This is a genomic window from Variovorax sp. 10N420 (genome assembly GCF_056394705.1).
The window spans coordinates 108,168-122,815 of record NZ_JBFTIJ010000003.1 but is presented as its reverse complement, the minus strand read 5'-3'; the positions used below and the strand labels follow the sequence as shown (position 1 = coordinate 122,815).

Annotated in this window: 12 protein-coding genes; 3 read left to right on the top strand and 9 right to left on the bottom strand. The window is 64.1% G+C overall.

All coding sequences use genetic code 11. The features are described from left to right. Nucleotides 1-6 precede the first annotated feature (6 nt). The 6 genes from AC1DEK_RS08650 to AC1DEK_RS08625 form a co-directional block, all read right to left on the bottom strand. Nucleotides 7-4,038, bottom strand: a complete 4,032-nt coding sequence (locus tag AC1DEK_RS08650; RefSeq protein ID WP_478124817.1) for a translocation/assembly module TamB domain-containing protein — start codon at nt 4,036-4,038, stop codon at nt 7-9. A gap of 35 nt (nt 4,039-4,073) precedes the next feature. Beyond that, nucleotides 4,074-5,966, bottom strand: a complete 1,893-nt coding sequence (locus AC1DEK_RS08645; RefSeq protein WP_478124816.1) for an autotransporter assembly complex protein TamA — start codon at nt 5,964-5,966, stop codon at nt 4,074-4,076. Between the two features lie 51 nt (nt 5,967-6,017). Further along, nucleotides 6,018-6,935 carry a 2OG-Fe(II) oxygenase gene (locus tag AC1DEK_RS08640; protein WP_478124815.1) on the bottom strand — a complete coding sequence of 306 codons (918 nt, stop codon included), beginning with the start codon at nt 6,933-6,935 and terminating at the stop codon, nt 6,018-6,020. A 179-nt stretch (nt 6,936-7,114) separates the two neighbouring features. Then, nucleotides 7,115-8,302, bottom strand: a complete 1,188-nt coding sequence (locus AC1DEK_RS08635; RefSeq protein WP_478124814.1) for a vWA domain-containing protein — start codon at nt 8,300-8,302, stop codon at nt 7,115-7,117. Between the two features lie 6 nt (nt 8,303-8,308). Beyond that, entirely contained in the window at nt 8,309-8,923 is a 615-nt protein-coding gene (locus AC1DEK_RS08630; RefSeq protein ID WP_478124813.1) for a GNAT family N-acetyltransferase, read from the bottom strand. A 44-nt stretch (nt 8,924-8,967) separates the two neighbouring features. Continuing rightward, a complete protein-coding gene (locus tag AC1DEK_RS08625) occupies nt 8,968-9,822 on the bottom strand; it encodes an AAA family ATPase (protein ID WP_478124812.1) in 855 nt (284 codons plus the stop codon). Nucleotides 9,823-9,972: 150 nt separating this feature from the next. Here AC1DEK_RS08625 and AC1DEK_RS08620 point away from each other — a divergent pair, with 150 nt between their 5' ends. Continuing rightward, on the top strand, nt 9,973-10,653 hold the full coding sequence (locus AC1DEK_RS08620) for a c-type cytochrome (RefSeq protein ID WP_478124811.1): 681 nt from the start codon (nt 9,973-9,975) through the stop codon (nt 10,651-10,653). Nucleotides 10,654-10,750: 97 nt separating this feature from the next. On the opposite strand, the gene pcaG is transcribed toward AC1DEK_RS08620, so the two are convergent. After that, complete coding sequence (gene pcaG, locus AC1DEK_RS08615; RefSeq protein ID WP_478124810.1) at nt 10,751-11,356, bottom strand: protocatechuate 3,4-dioxygenase subunit alpha; 606 nt, start codon at nt 11,354-11,356, stop codon at nt 10,751-10,753. A 13-nt stretch (nt 11,357-11,369) separates the two neighbouring features. Beyond that, on the bottom strand, nt 11,370-12,107 hold the full coding sequence (pcaH, locus tag AC1DEK_RS08610; RefSeq protein ID WP_478124809.1) for a protocatechuate 3,4-dioxygenase subunit beta: 738 nt from the start codon (nt 12,105-12,107) through the stop codon (nt 11,370-11,372). Between the two features lie 104 nt (nt 12,108-12,211). On the opposite strand from pcaH, the gene AC1DEK_RS08605 reads away from it, so the two are divergent. Next, nucleotides 12,212-13,171, top strand: a complete 960-nt coding sequence (locus AC1DEK_RS08605) for a LysR substrate-binding domain-containing protein (protein ID WP_478124808.1) — start codon at nt 12,212-12,214, stop codon at nt 13,169-13,171. On the opposite strand, the gene AC1DEK_RS08600 is transcribed toward AC1DEK_RS08605, so the two are convergent. Beyond that, nucleotides 13,147-13,581 (bottom strand): DUF1841 family protein, encoded by a 435-nt coding sequence (locus AC1DEK_RS08600; RefSeq protein WP_478124807.1) that lies wholly within the window; start codon nt 13,579-13,581, stop codon nt 13,147-13,149. The genes AC1DEK_RS08605 and AC1DEK_RS08600 overlap by 25 nt on opposite strands. A 63-nt stretch (nt 13,582-13,644) precedes the next feature. Between AC1DEK_RS08600 and AC1DEK_RS08595 the strand changes: the two genes are divergently transcribed. Continuing rightward, nucleotides 13,645-14,595: a LysR family transcriptional regulator gene (locus AC1DEK_RS08595; protein ID WP_478124806.1), complete on the top strand. Its 951-nt coding sequence runs from the start codon at nt 13,645-13,647 to the stop codon at nt 14,593-14,595. Nucleotides 14,596-14,648 lie beyond the last annotated feature (53 nt).

Below are 14,648 nucleotides of genomic sequence, written 5' to 3'. Positions count from 1 at the left end.
ACCAGTTCAGTCGAACCGCACCGTGTAGATCAGGTCGAGCCCGCTCGGTTGCCCCGCTTGCCCGCGCAGCGTAAGGCGCTGGGTAAGGTCATAGAAGATGAAGAGCGTGCCCAACGTGCCGGCAAGGCTGCGTTCATAGGTGATGTAGAAATCGCGCGCAAAGCGTTTGCCGACGGTAACTGCCGATTCGCGCACGTCGCCGCCATTGCCCGGGCCCTTGAAGCCGATCTCGTCCAGGCCGAAGCGGCTGGCGAGTCCGCCGCCTGTTCCGCCGCTGCCCAAACCCCCGAGAAGGGCCAGCGCAGCCTGTTGCAACAGGACGGATTCGCCGCCACTGGTGGCTGACGCGCGTCCGAGCATGAGCCATGAGAGCGTCTCCTGGTCCGACAGCTGCGGTTCGGAATACAGCCGCACGCGGGGTGATTGCGCTGTACCCGTGATGGCAACGCCGGCGCGCTGCTGGATATTCGGCCGGATGGCGAGAATGTCCAGTTGCGGATTGTCGACCGGGCCATTGAAGCGCGCGATGCCGGTCTCGACGGTGAGTTGCTGGCCGTAGGCTCGGAATTGACCGCTGACGGTCCTGACCTCGCCCGTGACACGCGGCAGCGCTTCCAGTGCGGTGCTGTGAATGTCGAGCTTGCCCGCCAGCCGCGTGGTGAGGCCATGCCCCTGCACGGCGAAATCGTTGCCGAGGTCGAAGCTCACCCTGATGTCCGGCGGCTTGGCGGTCCGTGCAGTGGCAACTTGGCCCCCGTTGGCTTCGGCCTGCCGCTTGGCTTCCTCCTGTGCTTCGCGGTCGCGCGCCGCCGAGCGGATCACCACATCGCTGCCCAGGTTCGGCGCGGTCTGCTCGGGCAGGATGATGACGGCGCGGTCGGTTTTGAGGTCGCCGCGGACGGTGAACTGGCCGTTGTCGAGCTTGGCCTGCAGATCGCCCGAAAGCGTCACTTGCCGATCCGAGCGCACCAGCACGCGCAGCGACCGAACTTGCGCCTGCATAGCCATGCGGATTCCCGTCCCTGCTCCAGCCGTTGGCGCGGAGCCCCATGCGATCTGGCCGCTTGCCGAAAGGGTGCCGCCGTCGCGCGACGCTTCGCTTGCTGCGGTGCTGATGTTGCCGCTCTGGCCGGGAATGCGAGTCTGGCTGCCCAGGCCGCCCTTCAGGGTGAACTCGGTGACGTCGACGTGGTTGCCTGCCAGCGTGGCTCGCAGGCGTCCGGCGCGCAGGTCGAGCCCTTCGACGAGTGCGCGCAACGCAAGCTCGTCGGCGCCGAGCGTGCCGTTCCACAGTGGCTCTGCCCGGTTGCCGGAAAGGGTGGCGTCGGCCTGGAGCGTGCCGGCAATACGCCATCCCGGCGGCGCCAGCATCGACCAGACGCCCAAGTTGGGCATTCGCGCGGTGACGCGACCGGCGAGCGGCGCGTCCGACGCCCACTGCCAGCCGCCCGGGCGCTTCTGCAGCCGCGTGCTGGCCTCGACGCGGATCTCGCCGGCGCGCTGGCTGTCCCACGCCAGGCTGCCACGCACTGTGTCGCCTTCGGCGTCGAGCTTGAGTTCGGCTTGCCGCAGCCCTGCGGGCGTGCTGACGCCGGGGCCGGCGGCATCCATCGTGATTTCGCTTGCTGCGCCGGTTCCATGGCTGGTGATTCGAGTGACCAGGGCCGCTTCACCTGCCTGTACGCGAATGTCCCCACTCTCGCGCGTGACGCGGGCGTGCGCGCGCAGGGTGTCGCCGGCGTCGACGTCCCATTCGCCGTTGAAAAGCAAGTCGCCGCTGAATCCGATCCGGGCGAGTGCATCCGTTTCGCCAGCCGCCTCGAGCCAGGCCATGGGCAGGCCTTTCAGCGTCCCCTTCGATTGAAGGCGGATGGCGCGCGCATCGCCCGATCCGCTGCTGCTGAAGCGCAACGGCTGCCAATCGACCGTCACCGTGCCGGGCAGCGGCCCGTGCAGTTCCGCCGTAGCGCCCGACGCTTCGATTTCAAGGCGCGAAGGGTTGCCATCGACGGTGCGAACGGTGGCGCTGACGGCGCGGCGAAGTTCCACCGTCCAAGGGCCGGGACGCTCGCTGTCGTTGATCTGCGCGTGCAATGTGGCGATGGCGGCGTGCCACTGGTTGGCACGCTCGATGCCGCCGCTCGCGCGCGTGTCGAGAGTGATCTTGCGAGTACCGCTGGTGGCCTCGCCGTTGAGCGTCAGCGTGGCCTGTGCGAGGCTGCCGGACAAGTCGGCGCGCAGCCCGTTGAGCGCGACTGAAGTCGCGTCCCCGGTCTGCGGTGGCGGAAGCCGGAGGTCGAGCTTGGGAACCGTCAACGTGGCCTGCACCGTCGGCTCCACGCTGCCTCGCGGTGCGGGCTCGCTCGCGTTCTGCAACCGGCGCTGCACCGCCTGCCATCCGCCTTTCCAACTGGCATCGAGCCGCGCATTGCCCTGCATGGCCGCGCCGGCAAACACGCTTTCCAATTCGGGCAGCCCTTCAATCCAGTGCTGCAGGCTGGCTGCGTCGTTGATCTGCGCGCTAACCTGGCCGTCGCCGGTGGTGCGCGCAATGCGCCCTCGCAACTGCGCAGTGCCGCCAGGAACGATGAGATTCAGGTTGCCGCTGCCGGCTTGCTCCGCGACCCGCACTTGCAAGCGGCCATCGATGCTGGCGTGTTGCGCTTCGATGCGCATCGACTTCAGATCGAGCACCTCGTTCCGCCACTGTCCTTGTGCGATCGCGCGTTGCAGGCGCAAGCCCTGCAGGCCGGCACCGCCCGCGGCGCGCAGCGCGACGTCGAAGCGGATCGCGTCGCCTTGCTGATCGGCCGTGACCGTGCCATTCAAGGGCGCGCCGGCAAGCTCGGTATGCAATTCGCCGAGCTGCACTCCGATCACGCTGGCATGCGCCTTCCAGGGCTCCGGCGCGGGGCTCCAACTGCCTTTGAGCTGAATACGACCGCTGCCCAGATGCACCGTTGCGTCGGGAAAAGTCCAGCTCTTGCCGTCGAAGCCGGCTTGCGCCTCGATCTGCTCGACGGGCAACTTGCCGGTGTCCCAGGGTCCGGCAATTGCATTGCGAATGTTGGCATGGGCTTTCCAGTTTTTCTCGCCGGCGGCCGCATCGGGTCCGGCCTCGACCTCACCCGTCAGCAAGCTCGCGGGCGCTTGCGGCCATAGGGTGGAAAGGTCGATGTTCTCGAACTCCGCGTGAGCGTCGATCACGGGCTGCGGCTGCCACGGCGCGATGTTCGCCTGCAACTGCGCGCGCATCGGCGACTCCGCGCTTTCCTCCACGGGCTGGAGCTGCGCATCGACAGCCAGACGGGCATCGGCTCCGGCCAATGTCCCTTTGACGGACGCTTCGGCCAGGATGTCGATGGACCGATCTTCGGGCAGGAGCGCGCGCACGCGTCCCTTCAAACTGGCATCGAGCGCCATGGGCGCTGGTCCCTGAAGATCGACGTGCGCACCGTAATGGCCATCAGCCACGTCGACGCCGGCGACTTCGAGCACGTGATGCTCGTTGACGTAGCGATAGCTACCCTCGAGCTTCGTGGCTTGCAGAGCCGGCGGACCGGCCCATTGCAACAAGTCGACGGAAAAAGGCACCTCGATTTCGACCGGCAGCACGATCTGCTGAAGCGGCTCAACAGGTTGGTCCGTGGTCGGCCCGCGCTTTTCGATCAGCAAGCGGTCGGCATGCACTTCGCCCAATTGCACCCTGCGCTTCAGCAGCGGCGCGAGCCGCCAGGAGATTCGCGCTCCGTTCACTTCCACCGCGAGCGTCTCGCTTTGCCAGCGCAACCATCCGATGCGTCCTCCGGCTCGCAAGGAGCCCGACACGTCGCGGCTCTCAAGACTCTGACCGGCAGGCAGGTAGCGCGCGGTTCGCGCCAGTGCAAACGCAAGCGATTCGTCAGTTCCGAGCCACCACCAGGCACCGGCGGCGAGCGCCAGCACCAGCGTCACCAGCCCCGTCACCGCCCACGCAATGACGCGCAGCACGCGCCGCCCACGCGGGCGCCCGTCAGGCGAGGCCGGCGCTTCTTGCATCTCGGATGGTTCAGTCGGCATAGGCTCTGAGGACCTCAGAAGGTGAAACCCAGGCGCAGATGCAGCCTGAAGGACTTCACCTGCACGCCGTACGCCACATCGATCTGGACCGGCCCGATGGGGCTTCGCCATCGAGCCCCGACGCCCACCCCCACCTTGGCCTGCATTTCGCTGGGCTGGTCGGCCACTGCACCCACGTCGACGAAGGCCGCGCTTTCCCAATCGGTGAATTTGCCGTCATAGACGAAAGGGCGCTGGTACTCGATGCTGCCTACGCCGAGATAGCGTCCGGCGATGATCTGGCCATCCGGCTTGACTGCGCCGATGGATCGGAACCCATAGCCGCGCACGGTGGTGTCACCACCGGTCAGGAAGCCCAGTGTCGATGGAATTTGCGCGGTGTCCTTTGCGACGACTGCCCCAGCCTCGGCACGCAATTGAATGCGCGCCTGGCGTGCCGGCGTGCCGCTGTCGCCAGCCTGTACGCTGCCCGCGGGCAGGAAGCCGACCCACCGCGCGTAAGTCCGCGTGAAGGGATCGCGTTCGCCACTGAGCGTGTAGCCCGCGCCCAGCTCCAACGAGATTCCGTAGCCTCGAGTCGGCGCGGCGGCGTTGTCGAAGTAGCGGCCGGTCCAGCCCCAGTTCAGACTCAGTGCGGACGCCGATGGCGGTGGATTGAAGCCGTGATTCACCGCGTAGTCGTATTGCAGGAAGTAGCTGCGGTCGATGTGGTCGCTGTTCTGGTTGCGCCCGCCGCGCAGGCGCCCGCTGTCGACCGTGTAGCTGCCCGAGACTTCGCTCTTCAGTCCGGCCGACGTGAACGAGCGCCAGCCATCGTCGCCCGGAATGGCGCTCCATTCGGTTCCGAGCGATTTCTCGTCCTTGTCGAGCGAAAGCTTGGAGACTGCTCTCCAGCCGAGCAGCGGCATGCTGTTGTGGATGTGGTCGAGCGACAGCCGCAATCCGCTGTCGGTCGTGAAACCCACGCCTGCGACCACTCTTTGAAAGGGTGCCTCACGCAGCTGCGCAATGACCGGTGCGAGCAGAGGGTCGGATTCGTGCGTGTCGAGCGTGAGGAACACCGATTCGAAGAACCCGCTGCTCGCCAGGCGCTGCTGCGCATCGAGCAACTGCTGCTGGTCGTAGTCCGAGCCTGTCGGGACGCGCGCGATCCTCCGGATACTGTCCGCGTCGTAGCGCTTGTTGCCCTGGAGCACGAGCGGGCCGAAGCGATAGGCTGGCCCCGACGCATACGCCGCGCTGAGCTTGGCTTCACCGCGATCGGCGTCGATTTCGGCCCGGCTCGAGACGATGCTGCCAGTGGGATAGCGCCGGGCGGTCAGGCTGCGGAGCGCGGCGGCCTTGGCGTTGTCCCAGGCTTGTTGATTGAAAGGCTGGCCCTGGCGCAGCGACCAGCCGGAGCGGATTGCTTCACGGCGCGCTTCGGACTTCGGGTCTTCAGCGATCGGCCCGCTGAAATCGATGCGGACATCGCTGACGCGCGTGAGTTCACCCGGCTCGACGGTGATCTTGACGTTGCGCGGCGTCTTGGCGCCGGGCGTTTCCTGCATTTCGAGCGTGAGACGTGGCGTGAAGTAGCCCAGTGTGTTGAGCAGCTCACGCGCGTTGCCCTCTGCGGCGACCATCAGCCGCGAGAGTTCGACAGCGCCCAAGTCGTCGAGCTTCTTGTAGCGCTGGATCTCGAGGTTGCGCACGAGGAAGTCGCGGACTGAATCAGGCGCCTGCACTTCGACGGAGAAAGAGCCGCTGCCCGATTCGCTGGAAGCGCCCGCGACCGGGAGGGCCGACGTGTCCGTCGCTTCAGTTTGTTTTTGCGGCAGAAGGCTGCATCCCTGAAGAAGAAGGATGCTTGCAAATAACAACGCCGGCATCCAAGCCGGCGTGAGAGATCGGACCGCCCAACGCATGCGGCCATTCTGACAGCATGGGCATGGGCCACCCCGGGGCGATGCCCGTCGTCAGCGACCGAAAAGCTTGCGGCCCAGTGCCCAGACGATCGGCGGGACGATCATTCGCGCGATGGCCTTGGCCTGGTCCATCCGTTCGGTGTGCATGAACTTCGATGCGGATTCATCGCCCAGGCGTTTGCCGGCTGCGGGGCTCGTATAGAAATACGCGGCGACGGAACGCCTTGGACGACTGTCGGGGGTGCGAAGCGGCTTAGTGTGCCCGTGGTAGCTCATGGGGCCGTGCGGCATCACGATCGTCCGGCCAAATTCGGGCTGGATCGAAGTCACGCAGCGGTCGGCCTTCTTGTCCCAGAGCTCCAGTGCCGAGCCCCATTCGGGGTCCCATCCCTTGTTCAGGTAGGTGATGAACACCATTGCATTGCGCAGGCCGATGTCGCGGTGGCGGCTGAAATCGCGGTGCACCGCGAACGTCGCGCCTTCCCTGCTTTCATGGAGCCCGCCTCCCACCAGTTTGGGGTCGGGCAGCAAATAAGAAACGCCGGTGACCGACGACAGCCATTCCGTAAACCAGCCCGAGTTCACGATGTCGAAATACAACTGGGAAGCTGGGTGGAGCGATACGCCGGGGACCGATCGCCGTGTCGACTCGTACTTGGTCCTGACGTCGGTCCATTCCGAACTGGGGAGCTCGTCGAACTCGGCGGCCACAAGTTCGAGCAGTGCCGGATGAAAAAGGCCATCGAGCACGAGGTAGGGGAAAGGTTGGGCGCCGGCGAGTTGATCGCGAAGTTGCTTGCAACGCTCCGGCTCGAAGAACGAGCGGTCGACCAGATTGTCGAGTGGGAGTTGCACTCCGCGAATACAGACGTAGTCCATGGAGGAGCGAAGCATGGCATCCATGCAGTCCGACGACCAGGGTTGCTCGTGAAGCTCGCTATTGAACGCTTGCAAAGGTCGTGCAGACATCGATGACTCCTAGGATTCTGGAGTTGTACGTATTGAATCCTTAAGGCGTCACTTTAGAGCAAAGCGGGTTATCCGTGACAAATTTTTTACGAATTTGTCCAAATGTAAGCACGCGATGTGGTGCCGATGTGGTGCCGATGTGGTGCCGATGTGTGCCGATGTGTGCCGATGTGGCGCGGCTACTTCGAGAGCAGCCGCATCGCGTCTTCAAGCCCCCGCAGCGTGAGCGGATACATGCGGTGCGACACGAGTTGCTGCATCACCGCGATGCTCTGGCGGTACTGCCACACACCGTGCGGCTCCGGGTTGATCCAGGCGAACTTCGGAAAAGCGTGCGTCAGCCGCTGAATCCACTCGGCGCCGGCTTCTTCGTTGTTGTATTCGACACTGCCGCCAGGCTGCAGGATCTCGTAGGGGCTCATGGTCGCGTCGCCGACGAAGATGAGCTTGTAGTCCTTGTTGTACTTGCGAATGATGTCCCAGGTCGCGAACTTCTCGGAGAAGCGGCGCCGGTTGTTCTTCCACATGAAGTCATAGACGCAGTTGTGGAAGTAATAGAACTCCAGGTGCTTGAACTCCGTCTTGACGGCCGAGAACAACTCTTCCACCCGCTGGATGTGCTCGTCCATCGTGCCGCCCACGTCCATGAGCAGGAGCACCTTCACGTTGTTGTGCCGCTCCGGGACCATCTTGATGTCGAGGTAGCCGGCATTCGCTGCCGTCGAGCGGATGGTGTCGTCCAGATCCAACTCTTCCTCATGGCCTTCGCGGGCGAACTTGCGCAGCCGGCGCAATGCGACCTTGATGTTGCGTGTGCCGAGTTCCTGACTGTCGTCGTAATCTTTGTACGCCCGCTGGTCCCATACCTTGACCGCGCTCTTGTTCTTGCCTGCGCCGCCGATCCGCACGCCCTGCGGGTTGTAGCCGCCATGGCCGAAAGGCGAAGTGCCGCCGGTGCCGATCCACTTGTTGCCGCCTTCGTGACGCTCCTTCTGCTCCTCGAAGCGCTTCTTGAGCGTTTCCATGAGCTCGTCCCAGCCCATCTTCTCGATCTTGGCTTTTTCTTCAGCCGTGAACTCGCGTTCGAGCGTCTTGCGCAGCCAATCGAGCGGCACTTCCTTGGTGAAGTCCGCCAGCATCTCGACGCCCTTGAAGTAGGCGGCAAAGGCACGATCAAACTTGTCGTAGTGTTTCTCGTCCTTCACGAGCGAGGTGCGCGACAGGTAGTAGAAATCGTCGAGGCTGAAGGCGCCGTCGGAGTTGGGGCCGACGACGTCGGCCTGCAGCGCCTCGAGCAGCGTCAGGTATTCCTTGACCGAGACCGGCAGCTTCGCCGAACGCAGCGTGTAGAAGAAGTCGATCAGCATGGCGAATCACTCCTGGGGCGGTGGGCTCGAGCGGGGCTTGTCCAGCAGGTAGAGCAATTGGGCGCGCACTTCGGGCCACTCCCCCGAGCGCAGGCTGTACATCACCGTGTCGCGAATGGTGCCGTCGCGGCGCAGCGCATGGCCGCGAATCACGCCGTCTTTCTTTGCACCCAGACGCTCGATGGCGCGCTGCGAGGCGTGGTTGAAGTTGTCGGTGCGCCAGCCCACCACATGACAACCCAGCGCATCGAAAGCATGCGTGAGCATCAGCAGTTTGCAGGTGGTGTTGACGTGCGTGCGCTGGCAGCGGCTGGCGTACCACGTGTAGCCGATTTCGACGCGTTTCACGGCGGGCAGGATGTCATGAAAGCTCGTGGTGCCAAGCACAGTTCCGCTGGCTTCGTCGGTCACAGCAAACGCGAAACGGTTGCCCGCTTCGCGCATTTGCAGTGCGCTTTCGACGTAGGCGCGCGTGTCCTTGGGCTCCGGCACCGAAGTCACTCGAAGGTTCCACAACTCGCCGTCGGCGGCCGCTTCGCGCAGCCCTTCCTCATGGTCGAGCGACAAGGGCACGAGGGCGATGCCGCGCGCCCGGAGCGTGATGGGTTCAACGAAAGCCATCTTCAGGTCCTCAGATCCTCATATCCGCACATCGCGGGAGCGCCTCAGCGGTTGTTCCGCTGCATGAAGACGAGTTTTTCGAACAAGGTGACGTCTTGCTCGTTCTTGAGCAACGCACCGACGAGCGGGGGAACCGCAACCTTGTCGTCCTTGCTCTGCAGTGCTTCGAGCGGAATGTCTTCGGCGACCAATAGCTTCAGCCAGTCGAGCAGTTCGGACGTCGACGGCTTCTTCTTGAGCCCAGGCAAGTTGCGCACGTCGTAGAAAGTCTTCATCGCGGCGGTGAGCAGTTCCTGCTTGAGGCCCGGGAAGTGCACCGCGACGATGCTCTTCATCGTCTCCGAATCTGGGAACTTGATGTAGTGGAAGAAGCAGCGGCGCAGGAATGCGTCCGGCAGCTCTTTTTCGTTGTTGGAGGTGATGAACACCACCGGCCGGTGCTTGGCGCGAATCAGTTCGCGCGTTTCATAGCAATAGAACTCCATGCGGTCGAGTTCGCGCAAGAGATCGTTCGGGAATTCGATATCGGCCTTGTCGATTTCGTCGATCAGCAAAGCAACCGGCTCGTCGGCGGTGAAGGCTTGCCACAGCACACCCTTGACGATGTAGTTGTGAATGTTCTTGACGCGCTCACCGCCGTCGACGTCCGCCAATTGCGAGTCGCGCAGCCGGCTCACCGCGTCGTATTCGTACAGGCCCTGCTGGGCCTTCGTCGTCGATTTGATGTGCCACTGGAGCAGCGGCAGATTGAGCGCCTGCGCGACCTCTTCGGCAAGCATCGTCTTGCCGGTACCGGGCTCGCCCTTGACGAGCAGCGGTCGTTTGAGCGTGATGGCCGCATTGACCGCGAGCATCAGATCCTGCGTGGCGACGTAATTGTCTGAACCCTTGAATTTCATGGATGGCATTGGGAAGGGTGGTTGAAAGAACACAACATCGATCTGTGCTGCGAGCACTTCGACTGCTTCGCTTATGAGGCCTCGCGAAGAGCCCCCATATAATCAAATGTTGATTTGAACCTTGTATCTCCACGAGATTGTGCGCGCAAAATGAACAAGTTGTTGACCACGATGTTTGCCTTCGCTGTCGCTTGCGTGACGGTCTCGGCCCAAGCCCAGAAGATCACGGGCAATGCCGAAAATGGGGCCAAGAAGACCGCGATGTGCATGGGTTGCCACGGCATCATTGGTTACCAGGCGAGCTTCCCCGAGATTCACAAGGTGCCGATGATCGCGGGCCAAAGCGCTACGTACATCGTTTCGGCGCTCACCCAATACAAGGGTGGCGAGCGCAAGCACCCAACCATGCGCGCCATCGCCGACACGCTGAGCGAGCAGGACATGGCTGACCTGGCCGCCTACTACAGCCAGCTCGGACTCAACGAAGGCGTCGCGCCGCCCGCGACGCCCAAGGCGCCGAGCGAACACGTGCAGGCGCTCATTTCACGCGACAAGGACAACGCCTGTACCAAGTGCCATGGCGCCAACTTCAATACACCCAACGACGGTTCGGTTGCCAAGCTCGCGGGCCAGCATGCCGATTACCTCTACGTCGCGCTGAAGTCGTACAAGGTGCCAAATCGTCCGAACGTCGGCCGTTCGCATGCCGTCATGGGCGGCCAGGCCAAGAAGTACAGTAACGACGAACTCAAGGAACTCGCCACCTACATCAGTTCGCTTCCTGGCGATCTGAAGACGGTGCCGGAATCGCGCTTCCATCACGAAGACTGACAGCGTCCACAGCGTCTAAGGCGCATACAGCGCCTCCCGCCCATCAACGACAAAGCCCGCTCGAGCGGGCTTTGTCGTTTGGGGTCGCGTCGTTCGATCAGACGTCGAAGAAGACCGTCTCTGCCGGACCCTGCATGTGGATGTCGAAGCGGTAGGTCACCGCGCCGCCTGTTTCGGTGCGCTTGGCGACGAGCGTATTGCGACGCTCGGCCGGCACGCTGTTGAGCACGGCATCCTTGGCGTTGGCCGCGGATTCGTCGCTGAAGTAGACGCGCGTGAAAGCGTGCAGCAGCATGCCGCGCATCATCACGATCATGTTGATGTGCGGGGCTTCGCCGGGCGATTCCGCGCCGGGCTTGACCGTGTGGAACACGTAGCGGTTCTGCGCGTCGGTCCCCGTGCCGGCGCGGCCGAAGGCGCGAAAGCCGATTTCGGTTGCGTTGTCGACCGACTGCGGATAAGCGCCGGTGCCGTCGGGTTGGCTGATCTCGATCAGGGCGTCGTTGATCGGATTGCCGTCTCCGTCGATGACACGGCCTTCAAGGCGGATGCGCTCGCCGCGCGCGCCATCAAGTGCAACGATCGCGTCGAAGGGTTGGTCGAAGTCATAGCCGTACTGGGTGGCCGCGAGGCCGTAGGCGAAGTAGGGGCCGACCGTCTGCGATGGGGTCTGGCCGAAATTGGTTTCGAGTGCGCTCATCATGATGCGGGTCTCCTCAGCGGGTTTCGAAAGGCGTCTCGTCGGCGCCGCGCAGCACGATGTCGAACACGTAGCCGAGCGCATAGCCGTCCTCGGTAACGTCGAGGCTGAAGTCCGAGACCAGTCGATTGCGCACCTTCTCGGGCGTGCCGGTGATCATCGGGTCGTATTGCATGAGCGGGTCGCCCGGGAAATACATCTGCGTCACCAGCCGGCTGCCGAAGTGCTCGCCGAAGAGCGACACGTGGATGTGCTGCGGCCGCCATGCGTTGGGGTGGTTGCCCCATGGGTAGGCGCCGGGTTTGATCGTCAGGAAACGATAGCGGCCTTCGTTGTCCGTGAGGCATCGACCTGCGCCCAGGAAGTTCGGGTCGAGCGGTGCGTCGTGCTGGTCCACCTTGTGCACGTAGCGGCCCGATGCATTCGCTTGCCAGATTTCGACCAGGGTGTTGCGCACGGGGCGGCGGTGATCGTCGAGCACCTGGCCGGTGAGGATCATTCGTTCGCCGAGCGGCTCGCCGTTCTTGCGCGCGTTGCGCGTCAGGTCGTGGTCGAGTTCGCCGATGCTGCTGTGGCCGTACACGGGCTGGCGCAATTCGCCAAGGGATGCCTTGAGCGGGATCAGCGACTGCGTCGGGCCGCGCTTGACCGTCGAGCGGTAGCCCGGATAGACGTAGGAGGGTTGACTCGGCCAGTCGCGCGGCGTCAGGCCCGCAGCCTTGGTGGCCTTGGACGTCGAAGTGGAATCGGACATTCGGTTTGTCTCCGGTTTTCGAATGGGATGACCGCCACTCTATTCATGCGCATTGCTGATGTAAATTGACGGATCAACGATTTTTCATAACCAGCAGTAATCAGATGCCGAGTTCTTCCGAAGTCTTTCTCCGAGGCGTTCAACTGCGGCATCTGCGCTGTCTGGTGGCCGTCGCCCAAGAGCGACATCTGGCGCGTGCCGCCGAGCGGTTGGCACTGAGCCAGCCCGCGGTTTCGAAGACCTTGGCTGAGCTCGAGGAACTGTCGGGAGCGCGGCTCGTCGAGCGCGGCACCGCCGGCCGGCGCGGCATCCAGGGGTTCACCGCCGCGGGCGAGCATCTGCTGGCGCACGCGCTGCGGGTGCTCGATGCCCTCGATGCAAGCGCCCAGGCCGTGATTCCGGCGTCCGGCGAACGTCCAGAGCGGCTTCGTATAGGCGCGCTGCCCAGCGTCGGGCCCTCACTGCTGCCGCCAGCATTGGCTGCGCTGCGCGAGCGCGTCCCTTCGCTGCAAGTGCAAGTCCAGACGGGCGCCAACGCGTCCTTGCTCGACGCCCTTCGAGCGGGAGACCTGGACCTGGTCGCAGGTCGCATGAGCGACCCGCAGTTGATGACGGGGCTGACCTTCGAATTGCTCTACACCGAGCCGCTGGCCGTCATCGCAAGGGCCGGCCACCCCTTGGCGGCCGGGACGCCGTCGGTCCAGGATGTGTTGGCCTATCCGCTCGTGATCTACGGGGAGGGCACCATTCCGCGCCATCACACCGAGAGCTTTCTTTCGGGGCTCGGGCTGCGCCTGCCGCCCCATACGACCCAGACGCTGGACCTCTCGGTGGCGCGTGCGTTGCTGGTTCGATCGGACGCCCTGTGGTTCACACCGATCGGCGCCGCTTCCGACGACCTGGCTTCGGGACGGCTTGCGCGGCTGGCGATCGACACGGCCGGCACCGAAGAGCCAGTGGGTCTCCTGCTGCGAACCGACGCTGAAGCATCACCCGCGAGGCAGGCTCTGATCGCGCTGCTGCGCGAAGCGGGCGCGAATCAGTCGCGCGTGGCGCGCCGCTGAACGCAGGCGACGTAGGCGTCGCCGTCAGGCGGGCGGCCGGCGCGCTGGCTTTCCCACATCATCTGGCCGAGGCACTCCATGGCCTCATGGTGCGCGTCGAGCAACGAGTCGCGGCGCGCAGCGAGAAGTTCGACAGCCTGCCGGATGCCGCGCGGCTGATCGATCGAGCACTGCTCGCTGATCGACAGATGCATCGACAGATGCAGGAATGGATTCTCGCGTCCGTCCTTGCCGTCGTACACGCGCGCCACTGCGGCCTCGGCGTCGGCAAGATCGGGGTGGTATTCAGGGTGCTCGTCAATCCATCGGCTGGCGATGATTTCGAGCGCTTCCATCGGCTCGCCGCGACGGCTCTTGGCGAAGACGTCGCAGAAGAAACGACGCACTTCCTCTTGGGAGGGATTGAACATCCCGCCGAGGTTAGCACCGACCCTCAGAGCGCATTGCCCCGCTCACCGCTACATTGCCAAGCCATGGATCGCCTGGAAAACATCGAGACCTTCGTCCGCGTTGCGCAGACCCAGAGCTTCGCGGAGGCCGCACGGCAGATGCGCGTCGCGAAGTCGGTGGTGACGAGCCGCGTCAAGCAGCTCGAGGATCACGTTGGCGCGCCGCTCTTTCATCGCAGCACGCGCGTCGTGAGGCTCAGCGACGTGGGGCAGGCTTTCTTGCGCGACTGCACGGAGCTTGTCGGCCGCGCCAACGACATCATGGACCAGATGCGCGGCGCGCGGGTCGGGCCGACGGGCACGCTGCGAATTCATGCGCTGACGGGGTTCGTGCTCGGTCATTTCGCGACCTTGCTGCGGGCGTTCCAGGTGAGCTTTCCGGATATTCACCTCGAGCTGATCGTCAGCGACGCGGTCGTCGATCCAGTCAAGGCAGGCGTCGATTGCGCGCTGCAGATCTTTCCGGCCGCTTCGACCGAACTGGTGTCGCGGCCGCTCTTTCCGGTGAGGCGCGTGTTCTGCGCCACGCCGGAATACCTGCGCATGCACGGCACGCCGGAGAGTCCGCGCGATCTGCACAAGCACACGCTGGGGCTGTATTCGGGCTATCCGACGCGCGACCGCTGGACGTTTCACCATGAAGGCGAACAGATCACGCTCTACATGAGCGCGGCATTGCTGACGAACAGCGTGCATCTGCTGCGCGAATACGCCATGGAGCACGCCGGGATCGTCTGCCTGCCGACGCTGGTGGCCGGAGATGCGATCCTCCGCGGCGACCTGCGGGTCGTTCTTGCTGAGCACCAGCTGTCGTCGTTCTCCCTGAGCGCGGTTTATGCGGGGACTTCGCGCAATGCCTTCAAGCTCAAGTTGTTCATCGAGCACATCACGGCGGCTTTCACACGGGTGCCGCCATGGGACGCTGCCATGGTTGAACGCGGGCTCCTGCCCGCGGACTTGATCGCCGACGTGTAAACCGCTTGGCCATGCAGCCCGCGTCGAAGACTCGTCCGATCGGGTAAACCCTG

Coding starts and splice junctions, on each gene's coding strand:
- AC1DEK_RS08595 (WP_478124806.1), top strand. CDS start 13,645: ATGGATCGCCTGGAAAACATCGAGACCTTCGTCCGCGTTGCGCAGACC.
- AC1DEK_RS08640 (WP_478124815.1), bottom strand. CDS start 6,935: ATGTCTGCACGACCTTTGCAAGCGTTCAATAGCGAGCTTCACGAGCAA.
- AC1DEK_RS08620 (WP_478124811.1), top strand. CDS start 9,973: ATGAACAAGTTGTTGACCACGATGTTTGCCTTCGCTGTCGCTTGCGTG.
- AC1DEK_RS08630 (WP_478124813.1), bottom strand. CDS start 8,923: ATGGCTTTCGTTGAACCCATCACGCTCCGGGCGCGCGGCATCGCCCTC.
- AC1DEK_RS08605 (WP_478124808.1), top strand. CDS start 12,212: ATGCCGAGTTCTTCCGAAGTCTTTCTCCGAGGCGTTCAACTGCGGCAT.
- pcaG (WP_478124810.1), bottom strand. CDS start 11,356: ATGATGAGCGCACTCGAAACCAATTTCGGCCAGACCCCATCGCAGACG.
- AC1DEK_RS08645 (WP_478124816.1), bottom strand. CDS start 5,966: ATGCGTTGGGCGGTCCGATCTCTCACGCCGGCTTGGATGCCGGCGTTG.
- AC1DEK_RS08650 (WP_478124817.1), bottom strand. CDS start 4,038: ATGCAAGAAGCGCCGGCCTCGCCTGACGGGCGCCCGCGTGGGCGGCGC.
- AC1DEK_RS08625 (WP_478124812.1), bottom strand. CDS start 9,822: ATGAAATTCAAGGGTTCAGACAATTACGTCGCCACGCAGGATCTGATG.
- AC1DEK_RS08600 (WP_478124807.1), bottom strand. CDS start 13,581: ATGTTCAATCCCTCCCAAGAGGAAGTGCGTCGTTTCTTCTGCGACGTC.
- pcaH (WP_478124809.1), bottom strand. CDS start 12,107: ATGTCCGATTCCACTTCGACGTCCAAGGCCACCAAGGCTGCGGGCCTG.
- AC1DEK_RS08635 (WP_478124814.1), bottom strand. CDS start 8,302: ATGCTGATCGACTTCTTCTACACGCTGCGTTCGGCGAAGCTGCCGGTC.